Annotated in this window: 12 protein-coding genes; 3 read left to right on the top strand and 9 right to left on the bottom strand. The window is 63.8% G+C overall.

Annotated elements, in window-relative coordinates; genetic code table 11:
* Nucleotides 1–163: 163 nt before the first annotated feature.
* The 9 genes from C8K14_RS11520 to C8K14_RS11480 form a co-directional block, all read right to left on the bottom strand.
* Nucleotides 164–811, bottom strand: a complete 648-nt coding sequence (locus C8K14_RS11520) for an ABC transporter ATP-binding protein (RefSeq protein ID WP_107716763.1) — start codon at nt 809–811, stop codon at nt 164–166.
* Nucleotides 808–1,605 (bottom strand): ABC transporter permease, encoded by a 798-nt coding sequence (locus tag C8K14_RS11515; protein WP_062787339.1) that lies wholly within the window; start codon nt 1,603–1,605, stop codon nt 808–810. The genes C8K14_RS11520 and C8K14_RS11515 overlap by 4 nt, the downstream gene beginning before the upstream one ends.
* Nucleotides 1,606–1,609: 4 nt before the next feature.
* The gene (locus C8K14_RS11510) at nt 1,610–2,770 is read right to left on the bottom strand and encodes a capsule biosynthesis protein (protein WP_062787336.1); all 1,161 of its coding nucleotides are present in this window, start codon (nt 2,768–2,770) and stop codon (nt 1,610–1,612) included.
* A gap of 215 nt (nt 2,771–2,985) precedes the next feature.
* Nucleotides 2,986–3,921 carry a phytanoyl-CoA dioxygenase family protein gene (locus C8K14_RS11505; RefSeq protein ID WP_233251049.1) on the bottom strand — a complete coding sequence of 312 codons (936 nt, stop codon included), beginning with the start codon at nt 3,919–3,921 and terminating at the stop codon, nt 2,986–2,988.
* A 76-nt stretch (nt 3,922–3,997) separates the two neighbouring features.
* A complete protein-coding gene (locus C8K14_RS11500) occupies nt 3,998–5,647 on the bottom strand; it encodes a glycosyltransferase family 2 protein (RefSeq protein WP_107716810.1) in 1,650 nt (549 codons plus the stop codon).
* 34 nt (nt 5,648–5,681) lie between these two features.
* Nucleotides 5,682–6,332, bottom strand: coding sequence for a DUF5672 family protein (locus tag C8K14_RS11495; RefSeq protein ID WP_233251048.1), 651 nt, complete (start codon nt 6,330–6,332; stop codon nt 5,682–5,684).
* Between the two features lie 247 nt (nt 6,333–6,579).
* Nucleotides 6,580–6,882, bottom strand: a complete 303-nt coding sequence (locus C8K14_RS11490; protein ID WP_054130755.1) for a hypothetical protein — start codon at nt 6,880–6,882, stop codon at nt 6,580–6,582.
* A 41-nt stretch (nt 6,883–6,923) separates the two neighbouring features.
* Nucleotides 6,924–7,928 (bottom strand): inorganic phosphate transporter, encoded by a 1,005-nt coding sequence (locus tag C8K14_RS11485; RefSeq protein ID WP_062787327.1) that lies wholly within the window; start codon nt 7,926–7,928, stop codon nt 6,924–6,926.
* Nucleotides 7,929–7,940: 12 nt separating this feature from the next.
* Nucleotides 7,941–9,074: a DUF47 family protein gene (locus tag C8K14_RS11480; RefSeq protein WP_231627533.1), complete on the bottom strand. Its 1,134-nt coding sequence runs from the start codon at nt 9,072–9,074 to the stop codon at nt 7,941–7,943.
* A 178-nt stretch (nt 9,075–9,252) separates the two neighbouring features.
* Between C8K14_RS11480 and C8K14_RS11475 the strand changes: the two genes are divergently transcribed.
* The 3 genes from C8K14_RS11475 to C8K14_RS11465 all read left to right on the top strand — a co-directional run bounded on the left by C8K14_RS11475 (nt 9,253) and on the right by C8K14_RS11465 (nt 12,179).
* On the top strand, nt 9,253–9,930 hold the full coding sequence (locus C8K14_RS11475; protein WP_107716761.1) for a response regulator transcription factor: 678 nt from the start codon (nt 9,253–9,255) through the stop codon (nt 9,928–9,930).
* Nucleotides 9,927–10,973, top strand: a complete 1,047-nt coding sequence (locus C8K14_RS11470; protein ID WP_107716760.1) for an ATP-binding protein — start codon at nt 9,927–9,929, stop codon at nt 10,971–10,973. Before C8K14_RS11475 ends, C8K14_RS11470 begins: the two co-directional genes overlap by 4 nt.
* Before the next feature lie 78 nt (nt 10,974–11,051).
* Nucleotides 11,052–12,179 carry an efflux RND transporter periplasmic adaptor subunit gene (locus C8K14_RS11465; RefSeq protein WP_233251047.1) on the top strand — a complete coding sequence of 376 codons (1,128 nt, stop codon included), beginning with the start codon at nt 11,052–11,054 and terminating at the stop codon, nt 12,177–12,179.
* The last annotated feature ends 8 nt before the right edge of the window (nt 12,180–12,187 follow it).

The following is a 12,187-nucleotide window of genomic DNA, read 5'->3' as shown; positions in this document are numbered from 1 at the left end:
GCTGGATCAACCCACATCTCTGCTTTCGCCTGGCGACCTTCGCTTCTAAGCATAGACTTAAGCAGCATCTCACCGTGCCACATCGGCCTGCGATCCCCATACGGCCAAACACCCTGCCCATGCCTCTCGGACAATCACCGCATCCCCCAAAATGACGCAGTGATTAAAGCCGCTCATACTCTTCAATTGCCCGCGCCACATCATCCGTCTCGGTGGCCTGGCCATCTCGGAACACCACAGCGCGGTTACAGAAATCGCGGATTGCGCCCATATCATGCGAGGCCAGAATCAGCGTCCGATCCTTGCGGCGTTCGAAAAGCTCGTAATGACATTTCTCACGAAAATTGGCGTCACCAACGAGGATGATTTCATCGATGAGATAGCAATCAAAATCGATCGCCAGCGACAAGCCAAACGCCAACCTCGCTCGCATGCCCGAGGAGTAGGTCTTCACGGGCATGTTGAGCTGACGGCCGAGCTCGGTGAAATCCTCGATGAAGTCCTTCATCCAATCATACGGCTTGCCATAAATCCGCGCAATGAAGCGCGCATTATCGTAGCCGGTCAGACTGCCCTGGAAGCCACCGTTGAAGCCGAGCGGCCAGGAGATCGACATCGTCCGGCGGATGGTGCCAGACGTCGGCAGTTCCACGCCACCGAGCAGCTTGATGAACGTTGACTTGCCCGCGCCGTTACGCCCGAGCAGAGCAATTTTGTCAGCCGGATTGACGCGCAAACTCAAGTCCCGCAGCACGTGCTTGCGCCCATGACCCATGGGATAGGACTTGCTAAGATTTTCGCACACGATCATTCGACAACAATCTTTCGGCGAACGCGGCGAATCAATACTAGTCCGATCGCAGAGAAAATCATCGATACGCCGAGCGGATACCAGACGTCATAATAGACAACCAGATGCTCCCCCCAAATGCCGCCACGCATCATTTCGACGCCGTTCACAAATGGCGACCACAAGATGTATTGCCGAAGCCCAGGGCTTAACCAGGAAACCATCGTGAACGAGCCTGAAAACGGAATCATGATGTAGGTAGTTACCGGAAGAAATTTTTCCAGAACTTCGGACATTTCCGACAGCGGCGCGATCATCAAGCACAACGAAAACGAAAACGCACAGTATACGAGCCATCCCGCAATCATCAGGCCTGGATCGGCAGGGATGGGAAAGGCATCGAAGCAGATGAGAATGGTGGCGATGAACACGAATGCCATCATCGTGCCCAGCATTTCGATCAGAAAGCGGACGATGACGAAATCAAGGATCTGAATCTGGCGGTGATACATCAGGCTGCTGTTGGCCTGGAAAATTGCCACGCTCCTCCCCACAACGTGGCGGAACAGAGTGAGCGGGATATAACCCGTCACCACGAACGCCACGATGCTGACGCCATGCTCCTCCGAGCCGCGCATCATTCGCCAGATGATGGCGACGAGGCCGGCAAAGAGCAAAGGCTCGACCATCATCCACAGGAAGCCGATGTTTTCACGGCCGAACCGCGTAATCAATTCGCGGATGATCAGCGCGTGGATCACGCGGCCCTGAACCTTCAGGCCCTGGCGAAGACGAGACGGCTTGACGCTGCTCATCGCATTAATTCTCAGGCGCGTGCTCTAGAATGCCGATGACGAGCATCCAGCCGATGAAATAAAGGCATAGCAACGACGCAGCCACGGTCAGGATGCCCAGCAAGCGATGCGGCAACAGTGCGGTGTCCGGCCGGTTGGGCTCCACGACCCGCTCGAGATAAAACTGCTGCTTCTGGGCCTCGGAACGCGCCTGGACCAGGCCGGCATTCGCGGCAGTAAGATTTTCGTTCGCAAACTTCTGCTCAACCAGCAGGTCGTCGTAGTTACCCAACTTGGATGCGATCGTGTTGGCGCCGCCAACTACCCTGCCATTCTGCTGGGCGATCTGCGACGAGATTGCGGCAATGCGGTTGCGTAGAGCAGGAATGGCCGGGTTGCGTGGCGTTTCGCGCTCCATGGTTTCCAACTGCGCCTGCAACGCCGAGCGCTGCGCAACCATCTGGTTGGCAATTTCGATCACGCCGCCGGCTTGCTTGGCAGGATCGATCAAGGCAACCTGGTTGCGATATCCCGTCAAGGCAGCGGTGATCTTGCGGGTGCGCTCGGTGGCGATCTGCACCTGGCGCTCCGCCTCGGCGATCCCCCGGTCGCGCGCGCGCGCGTTCAATCGATTGACCAGATCTTCGCTGAGCCCGAGCAGGCTGCGATTGATTTGGTAGGCATCTTCAGGCGTGAATGCCTTCACCTTCACCACGGCCGTACCGGTCTGCGGATCCAGACTGGCATCGACCATTTTGGAATAATAACGATAGAGGTATTCGAACGAGTTTCCAGTGATGAAACTGGGAAAGCGCGTGAAGATGTCTCCACCATTGGCAAAGCGCTGGCGGACGGCCATGTGCCGATCCAGGGCGGCAAGCGCGTCGCGTGAACGCACATAATCCAGCACCTCGTTCGCCTGCTCCTGACCCGCGGACAACCCTGTGGTCTGAATCAGATTCGCCAGCGATGACATTTGCGGCTTTTTGTCATCCGGAGACTTGATGACGAATCTCGATTCTGAAACGTAGATATCAGCAGCAAAAAAACCGTAGTAAATCGCCGTCAACAAAGTCGGTATGATGACGAAAATTACAAACCATTTATTCCGCTTCGCCCAGCTCGAGACGCGCGAACCCTGCGGTGAAGTCAAAATATCTGCCGACATGGCCGTCTCAGCGCTCATATTACCTGCATCAAACGAGTAGGTGCAAGCGCGCAAACGCTCTCACCATTAAACGGCGTATCGCTAGGGCATGCCACAGGGCAGCGCAAGTCTGGGAACACCTCGGCCCCGATAAACCCGACGATCCGAAAGGGCCTTTCGATACAAACAAATGGGCAAGCGGCATCGCGCGGCAAACGCCACCGCCCTGCCCCTGCCCGATCAGTTTTGCCCGATCACTTTCTGCCCCGTAACCGCCGCAGCACACCGCGCCATCCGCGCTTTGCGGGCCGGGGCAATGGCACCCCCAGGTAGCTGCCCTGCCGCATCGCCCCTTCGGTGATCGCATAAGGGCGGCGCACATCCAGGCGCCCCAGAAACTCATCGGAGAACGCCGGCGTATAATAGATGCAATCGTCGAAATAGTAATGCGTCACCTGCGACCAGCGCGTCAGGCGCGGATCGTTTTGCACGCTGCCGCCATGCAACAGGTTTGCCGTCCAGATCAGGGCCTGCCCCTTGCGCGCGAGAAACGTCTCGGGCGCAGCGCCATTCGCCTCGACAAGGGCACGCCATGCCTCGGCGAACGGATCCTGCGCAGACGACAACTTGCTGCCGAAACCGCGGCGGCCGATCATGCCGTTGTTCAGCGCTGGCCAGCGATGCGAACCTGGCAGGTAGAACAGGGGGCCGGCATCGGGACCGATATCTTCCATGGCCAGCCACACCCCGCACATGAACCGCTCCGGCAGGCTGGAGAAGTGGACCATGTCGGTATGCGCATCCTGCTGCGTGCCGACTGGAAAGTTGAGCGTCTGGAACGGGAACGCCTGGCGGCCATAGAGCTTGGTCAACAGGTCCAGCACCGCCTGGTTCGTGGCAATGGCACGCACATCGGCGTCGAACTGCCACGCATCCTGAACGCGGCGTTCGCCGCCCGTCTTGTCACTCTGGGCATCTTCGAAGGCGATCCCGAACCGCGGCCCGAGATTGGCCTTGATCCGGTCGATGCGTGCGTCGAGCGCGGCATCGGGAAAGTCGAACACGGCAAATCCGCGCGTCGCCAGGCTATCGGCGATCGCCATCTCCGTATCCGTCAGCGCCATCGTCGCCTTCAATTGCGGAAACAGCGGCGATTCCACCAAGGGGATTCCAGGCAATGGGTTGTGCAACGTGTGCTTCCTTTTCGACTTCGGCGTGTCTCAGCAGCCAGCTTTGCCCAGATGCCCACAAGGTGCGGCGATCAGTTTAGAGCGCGATGGCGAAACGTTCACTAGCGTCGCTGAGCTGGGGATGGTGGTACGGGTCACACAGAGCGTCTGTTCTCCACAGGCGTTTGAGCGCGGCCAACTCACCGGCAAAGCGCGCGGCGCCGACAGGATCGTGATCATGCCCGCGCGACACGGATTCGTGATGGATCAATGTCGCACGCGGCTCGTAAAACGATTGCCAGCCCCGCGCGTTGAGGCGCAGGCAAAGATCGACATCATTGAACGCAACTGGAAAATCAACCTCGTTCAGCATCCCTACGGCCATGAAGCGCTCGCGCATCACCACCAGGCAGGCCGCTGTCACGGCCGAGGTGAATTGCGGCAGGGCGTGGCGCCAGTGATAGCCGCGCTCTTCGGGGCGCAGCAGTTTGTGCGCATGGCCCGCCGCCTTGCCGACGCCAAGCACGACGCCCGCGTGCTGGATGCGCCCATCGGGATAGAGCAACCGCGCACCCACCGCCCCCACGTCGGGCCGGATAGCCGTGGCGGCCATGGTGGCCAGCCAATCAAGATCGGTGATTTCGATGTCGTTGTTGAGCAGGCAGATCAGCGTTCCGCGCGCCTGTTCGACAGCACGGTTGTTGATCGCCGAGTAGTTGAATGGACCAGGATGGCGCAAAACGCGATACTGACTTGGGTCCAGCTGGGCCAAATACTCCAGCGTTCCAGGGTCGTCGCTGTTGTTGTCCACGACGATCACTTCCATATCCGGATAGCGAGTCTTGGCCAGGCCATCGAGACACGTGCGCAGCAGATCAAGGCCGTTACGGGTCGGGACTATCACCGATAGCGAGGGGAGATCACGCGGCGGATTGACTGGTTGCGGCGGCAGCACCGGTTGTGGCCGCATCCGCCGGTGGTGCAGCATGGCAGGCAGGTGAAGTGGTTCTGTTGCTGCGCTGGCAATGATCCGCGCCACCAAGGCCGATACCCAATCCGGGGTCGTTGTCACCGCCCGCAGATCCTCAGGCCGGGCTTGCACCACGCACGCACCGCTCACGAAATCCCAATGCGCGAACAGCGGCGCATTCCAGGCCGGCTTGAAATGTGGATCGTGACGATGGTGCGATCCTGCCGGTATGATGTCATCGTCGGCATAGATGACCGCAGGACTGCCTTGGGCGATAGCATGGCGATAATGCTCCAGCGCGTCTGGAGCTAAAACGTCTCCCACGCGCATCGGCATGAGCCATGGCTGCTGGTCCCACGCAATATCTGCAGCGACACTTTCGAGATCAGGATGTGCTTCGGAACCAACCAGGTAGGCAGAAACGCCCAATGCCTGCAGGCAATCCAACGTGGCACGCAAGGCAGGCGCGTCGTGCGCGCCGGCCGCATCCACGAGTGCCACGATCTGCGGCGACGAATGCGGGGCTTGCACGGCGGGCGTCCCCGTTTCCCGCCGCAGCACCCACAGTCGGTACGCCCGTGGCGACAGGCCGAGCAGCGCTGCAAGCTGGCTGCGCGCCCTTACGCGCTTGCCCAGGATGCGCCACTTGATTGCGGTGGCAAACCGGTTTGGCTCAGCCAGGAACGCGTCGCAATACACGCGAAAAGTCAGCCAAGACAGCATGACACGGCGCGCGATGCGCCGATGCAGCGGCAACCTGGTGACGCCTGTGGTCATCGCGCCATCGGCATCAGATTCGATTCTGCACCGCTCAGGCATAGTGGCCCGCGATATAGCGATCGGATATCATGCGCCAACCGCGCCGCAATCCGCCGCGTCCTGCGCTAACGGCACGCACCAGGGGCCAAAAATCTGGCCGGATCGTGCCGCGGTAATCGAGCGACTGATAGATATCCCAGAACGTGGCCACGCCCAGTGTGCGAGGCATGTTGAAAACCCCGTGATAGCCGAACGTGCACTGGGGATCGCTGGCGCGTTCGGCCGCAAACAGGTCGGCCATTTCACGCGGGGCGAAGCGCATGCCCTGTTGCTCCAGCCAGGCCCGGTTGACCCGCCCGATGGCCGTGTCCTCAGGATGAACCTGCTTAAACTGCGCCGCGCGGCATGCTTGCATCAGCCGCCGGCTGCGCAGCGAAAAGCCGCCGTTGCCCACATCATGCCCATCGGCAAATTGCGGCCAACTGGCGCCGATATAGTCGAAATCCAGAAATGCCGGCTGCCAGCGCCGTGCGTCCAGCACATGCCCATCCCATTGCGCGACAAGGCAGTGGCTGGTGGAAACATGATCGAGCAATTTGGTCAGGATGAAATCGGAGTATGCCGCCGAGGATCGCAGCGGGGCGATGCGGGCAACGCGAATGCGGCTGTCGCCCGGATCGACATCGGCATCCGTGAGAAGCACACAGTCCGCTACCGCGACTTGATCGAGGCTTGCCCGCAAGGCTGACACGGTCGCTGCGACGTTGACAGACGTGGCGGCGCAGAGAGTGACTTCGGGTAGGTAAAGTTTTTCACGAGGGGGCACGCAAAACTCCGACCGCACGTTCGCACGCTTGGCTCCGCCAACGTAGAGTGCTGGTGCATAACGGTTTGCGATAGCGTTCGCCGCACACTTCGCAATAGCGGATCGAAACCGTTCCGACCGGGATTCAGCGCCAGCGCGGCCACAGCTGCATGATCAGCGCCAGCCCGTTGGTCGCCACGAGCGGCCCAATCCAGTCAATCCACTGGTCCAGCTTGGGCCATACGCGCAAATCAAGCGGGCCCCACCACGGCATATTGGCCCGCCGGCCCTGGCCGAACATCTCGATCCAGCGATATTCCGCCTGGGCCACTTCCCGGCCGATGAAATAGGCAGATGCGATCGCCGCGCCCAGCCACCACGATCCGCCGCAGCGGCGAATGAGGAACTGCAGCGCAAGCGCGACCACGGCGTGTTCGAAATACATCATGGCCAGGCAACGCCATGGGAGCCGGTCGGCTCCTTAGCCGCTCAAAAAACCTTGGCAATCTCGTAGAAGATCGCGCCCACCAGGGCCGATGCCGGGATGGTCACAAGCCAGGCGACGACCACGCGCTGCGCCACGCTCCAGCGCACGGCCGAGGCACGGCGCGCCGCGCCCACGCCAACCACGCAGCCGGTGATGGTGTGCGTGGTGGAGACCGGAATGCCAAAGGCGCTGGCCGCGAAGAGCATGATCGAGCCGCCGGCCGAGGCGCAGAAGCCCTGGTGGTGCGACAGCTTGGTGATGCGGCTGCCCATCGTTTCGATGATCTTCCACCCGCCCGACAGCGTGCCCAGGCCCATGGCGATGTAGCAAGAGATCACCACCCAGCCGGGTACGTGGAACGTGCCGCCCAGCATGCCCTGCGAATAGAGCAGCACGGCGATGATCCCCATCGTCTTTTGCGCGTCGTTGGCACCGTGGCCGATCGAATAGGCCGCCGCAGAAATGAGGTGCAGCTTCTTAAACGAGCTTTCCGCCGTGCGCGCCGAGGCCTTGGCGAACAGCCAAGACGACAGCAGCATCAGCACCATCGAGACGACCAGGCCAACCACTGGCGAGAGCACGATCGCCGAGGTGGTGGAGGTCACCCCTTTCCACACGATCGCGCTGGTGCCGGCATGCATCGTGCCCGCGCCCAGCAACCCGCCGATCAGCGCGTGGCTGGACGAGGAGGGGATGCCGCGCCACCAGGTGATGACGTTCCAGGTCATCGCGCCGACCAGAGCGCCAAAGATCACCTGCGGGGTGATCACGTCCTTGTCGATGATGCCCTTGCCCACCGTTTCGGCCACTTTCAGGCCGAAGGTGAAATAGGCGGCGAAGTTGAAGAACGCGGCAAACAGCACGGCCTGCACCGGCGTGAGCAAGCGCGTGGACACCACCGTGGCAATCGAATTTGCCGCGTCGTGCAGTCCGTTGATGAAATCGAACGCCAAGGCCATGATCACCAGTGCGATGATCAGGGGCAGCGCCACGGCCACATGGTTCATGAACCCGGCTCCTTAGGCGTGATCGATGACCAGGCCGTCGATCTCGTTGGCGACATCCTCGAAGCGGTCGACCACGCGTTCAAGGTGGCTGTAGATTTCGCGGGCGACGAAGAACTGCATCGGCGCGGTCTGGCCGTGGGCCTTGAACGCCTTGGACAGGCCGGCGTCGTGGATCTCGTCAGCCTTGCCTTCCAGGCGCACCAGTCGCTCGGTCAACTCATGCAGGCGGGCGGCATTGGCGTGGATCGAGCGCAGCAGCGGCAGCGCCTCGGCAATCACGCGCGCGCATTCCACGATAATCGCGGCCATGTCGGCCATTTCCTGCTCGAACGCGGTCACTTCATAGAGCGAGATCGCGTTGGAGGTCTGGTGCATCTGGTCGATCGAATCGTCCATCGCGCTGATCAGCGAGGTGATCGCCCCGCGATCGAACGGCGTCAGGAACGTGCGGCGCACGGTCACCAGCACTTCACGGGTGATCGCGTCGGCATCGTGCTCGCGCTCGGCAATCTCGCGCACGTGATCGGCCATGCCCGGCCCGCCCTGAAGCAGGCGCGCCAAGGCATTGCTGCCGGCGATCAGGGTTTGGCCGTGCGCCTCGAACAGTTCGAAGAAGTTGCCCTGGCGCGGCAACAGGTTCTGGAACCAGTGAAACATGCCCAGTCTTTCTTTCACGCTGCCCAAGCGGCGGACAAGCGGTGCGGTGGTGGCAAGGGCCCGGAATTCCGTGGCCCGGAAGCTGCGAATCAATGCCTGCAGGTCTGGCTCGTCCACCGCGTCGGCGGCAGCAGCAAGCGAAAACCATTGGCGGGTACGTTGTTCCCCTTCGGCCCAGTGCGGCAGTTCCTCGGTCACGGCCAGGGGGAAAACCTGGACCTGGACCATCACCGACGCGCCGGAACGCAGGGTCTTGCGGTATTCGAACCGGCCGAGCGCGGCGGGGCAGATCGCCCCGATCACACCGGCCTCCTCCTCCGCCTCGCGGGCGGCGGCGGCATGGGCGGCTTCGCTCTTGCCGAAATTGCCCTTGGGTATGACCCAGCGGCCCGTCCCGCGCGAGGTGACGAGGAGCACTTCGATGGGCGCAGAAAGGCCATCACCGATGGTGCGATAGGGCAAGGCAGCGATTTGGCGAACGGGACGCACTCCGGTTGCATAGCAAGTCTTCGCGCCCGCTAGAGGTTGCGCAGGCGAATCGTCAAGAATTGGTCATACGCACCACGCGATTAATCGCAGAGTGGAATGTGCCCTGCCGGCCCGCTCCAGCAGGGAATTGTTGCAGGACCATGGCATTGGCGGCGCCTAATGGCTAAACACGCCGGCCATGCGGGTGCTGATCGTGGAAGACAACGTGCGGCTGGCGGGGCTGATGGGCGAAGGGCTGTCGCGCGCCGGCATCGTCTGCGATCGCGCGACCAGTCTGGATGATGCCGACGTCGCGCTCGCCTGCGCGCAGTTCGATGCGCTGCTGCTCGATCTGGGCCTGCCCGATGGCGATGGCCGCGCCTGGCTGGAACGGCGCCGAGCCGAGGGGCTGGCGCTGCCGGTCTTGGTGCTGACCGCGCGCAGCGGGCTGGATGATCGCATCGGCGGGCTGGATGCCGGGGCCGACGATTACCTGGTCAAGCCGGCCGAAACCGCCGAGATCGCGGCGCGGCTGCGCGCCCTGCTGCGCCGCCCCGGCCCGCGCGCCAATCCGGTGATCGAGGTGGGGCCGCTGCGCTTTGACACCGCCAGCCGCGTGGCCAGCGTCGCTGGCCAGCGGCTCGACCTGGCCCGGCGCGAGGCGGATCTGCTCGAACTGCTGATGCGCGGCGCGGGCAGCGTGGTGCGGCGCAGCCAGATCGAGAACGCGCTCTACAACTTCGATGATGCGGTTTCGCCCAACGCGGTCGATGCCGCTGCCTCGCGCCTGCGCCGCCGGCTGGATGACAAGGGCCTGGGCAGCATGCTCCACACCATTCGTGGGCTGGGCTATCTGTTGCAGGATGAGCAGGGATGATCGCCGCGCTAGGCCAGGGGCGCGGCTCGATCCGCCTGCGGCTGTCGGCCGGGCTGGCGGTGATCTGCGTGTTTGCCGTGGCGACGCTGATCTTTGCGCTGTTCTGGGAATACGACATCACGCCGCAGGATCTGACCGGCGCCAACACCAGAGCGGCCTGGCGCGAGATACGCGATCACGTGCTGCTGCCGATCCTGGTGGTGATCGTGCCAACCTTGCTGGCGACCAGTTGGGTGATCAACCGTGCGCTCAGGCCGCTGGACCGTACCGCACAAAGCATCGCCCATGCCCCGGCCCGGCGCGGGCTGCGCCTGCCGCATGCCGAGCTGCCCGTGGAAGTGGCGCCTTTCGTCACCTCGATCAACGCGCTGCTCGCCCGGCTGGACGATGCTGCTGCCCGGCACGAAGCCTTTGCCGCCGATGTTGCCCATGAACTGCGCACCCCGCTGGCGATCATGGCGATGCAGCTCGACAGCCCCGAGCCACTGGACCGCGCCCACCTGCGGCGCGAGATCGGGGCGATGCGGCGCCTGGTCGAACAACTGCTGCTGCTGGCCCAGATCGAGGCGGAGGCCGCCACCCCGCAACCCACGCAAAGCTTTACCCTGGCCGGCGTGGCCGAAGACGTGGTGGCCGCGCTCGCCCCACAGATCATCACCCAGGGGCGCGAGATCGCGCTGGACGAGCCAGCCAAGATGGCGGCGACTACCGTGCACGGCCACCGCGAGGCCGTGGCCGCCGCGCTGCGCAACCTGATCGAAAACGCCGTGCGTGTTACCCCGCCAGGCGGCCTGGTGCGGGTTGCGGCCGGGCCGGGCCGCTGTCTGCGCGTGGCTGACGAAGGCCCCGGGCTTGCCCCCGAGGCGCTGGCCCGGCTGGCGCGGCGCCATGCCCGCGCCGATCATGCCAGCCGCGATGGCGCCGGCCTGGGCCTGAGCATCGTCGAGCGGATCATGGCCGGCCATGGCGGAGAATTGGCCACCGCGCCGGAAGCGCGCACACTGATCCTGCGTTTTCCCGCGCATTTGCCTGACGAGGCCTGAGAAAACACCACCAAAACGCTACCCCGTCAGGTTTTCGTCAGGCCGGGACGATAACCGGGCCCCATGCAGAACAGGGCATTGAAACGGGCGATTCTGGGCGGCGCGGCCGCCTTGGCTGTGGCGGCGGCAGGCGCCTGGTGGGTTACGCCGGCGCCTGCCCCGGCCACGTCGCAAACGGCGCAGACGCCGGCCAGCGCGCCAGCCGCCAATGGCCTGCTCGTGGTCGATCCGGCCAAGGCGGCGGCGCTTGGCATTGCCACCGCACCGGCCCGCGCGGCCGATCAGGCACCGCTGGCTGATCTACCGGCGATGATCGCGCCGCCGGCCAATGCCCGCGTGGCCGTGGCCGCTACCCTGCCCGGCACCGTGCTGCGCACCCTGGTGGTCGAAGGCGATGCGGTAACGCGGGGCCAGGCCCTGGCCGTGGTCGCCAGCCGCGACGTGATGACGCTGTCAGCCGACCTCGCCCGCGCCCATGCCCGCGCCGGGGTCGCGCAATCGAGCGCGGCACGCCTGGCGCAATTGAACCGCGAAGGCATCATCGCCGGGGCCCGCGCCGACGAAGCCCGCGCCGTGGCCGCCGAGGCCGGCGCCGACGTCAGCGAAAAGGCACGCATCCTGGCGCTGGTCGGCGCGCGCGGCAGCAGCGGCACTTATACGCTGACCGCACCGATCGCCGGCCGCGTGACCAAGGCCGATATCCAGGCCGGCATGCCGGTCGATGGCACCACTGCGCCGTTCGTGATCGACGCGGCCGGCCGCTATGAAGCAACCGCCCAGTTGCCCGAGCGGCTGATCGGCCAGGTACGCGTGGGCCAGACCGTGCGCCTGCCAGTGGCCGGTGGCAGTGGCAGCGTGACCGGCACGGTCACGGCGGTCGGCAACGCGATCGATCCCGCCACCCGTTCCGCCACGCTCAAGGCGCAATTGCCCGCCGATCCCGGCATCGTGGCCGGGCGCGTCGGCTCGATCACCGTGTGGGGTGCGGCCAGCGGCGGGGCGGTTGGCGTGCCCGAAGGCGCAGTGACCACGATCGGCGTGGACGAGGTGGTCTTTGTCGCCACGCCGCGTGGCTATCAGCGCCGCACCGTGCACCGCCTGGGCGCGGCCGATGGCCAGGTCATCCTCAGGGATGGCGTGCGCGCCGGCGAGGCCGTCGTCGTTCATGGCACCAGCGCCTTGAAGGCGCTGGCCGAAGCGAACTGAGCAGGCCC

Origin of the sequence: Novosphingobium sp. GV079, assembly GCF_003058045.1 — a bacterium.
Lineage (GTDB): Bacteria > Pseudomonadota > Alphaproteobacteria > Sphingomonadales > Sphingomonadaceae > Novosphingobium > Novosphingobium capsulatum.
Note: the sequence above shows the minus strand (reverse complement) of the source record. Positions and strands in the feature narration are given on the sequence as shown.

Coding starts and splice junctions, on each gene's coding strand:
- C8K14_RS11515 (WP_062787339.1), bottom strand. CDS start 1,605: ATGAGCAGCGTCAAGCCGTCTCGTCTTCGCCAGGGCCTGAAGGTTCAG.
- C8K14_RS11475 (WP_107716761.1), top strand. CDS start 9,253: ATGCGGGTGCTGATCGTGGAAGACAACGTGCGGCTGGCGGGGCTGATG.
- C8K14_RS11520 (WP_107716763.1), bottom strand. CDS start 811: ATGATCGTGTGCGAAAATCTTAGCAAGTCCTATCCCATGGGTCATGGG.
- C8K14_RS11500 (WP_107716810.1), bottom strand. CDS start 5,647: ATGACCACAGGCGTCACCAGGTTGCCGCTGCATCGGCGCATCGCGCGC.
- C8K14_RS11485 (WP_062787327.1), bottom strand. CDS start 7,928: ATGAACCATGTGGCCGTGGCGCTGCCCCTGATCATCGCACTGGTGATC.
- C8K14_RS11510 (WP_062787336.1), bottom strand. CDS start 2,770: ATGAGCGCTGAGACGGCCATGTCGGCAGATATTTTGACTTCACCGCAG.
- C8K14_RS11490 (WP_054130755.1), bottom strand. CDS start 6,882: ATGATGTATTTCGAACACGCCGTGGTCGCGCTTGCGCTGCAGTTCCTC.
- C8K14_RS11470 (WP_107716760.1), top strand. CDS start 9,927: ATGATCGCCGCGCTAGGCCAGGGGCGCGGCTCGATCCGCCTGCGGCTG.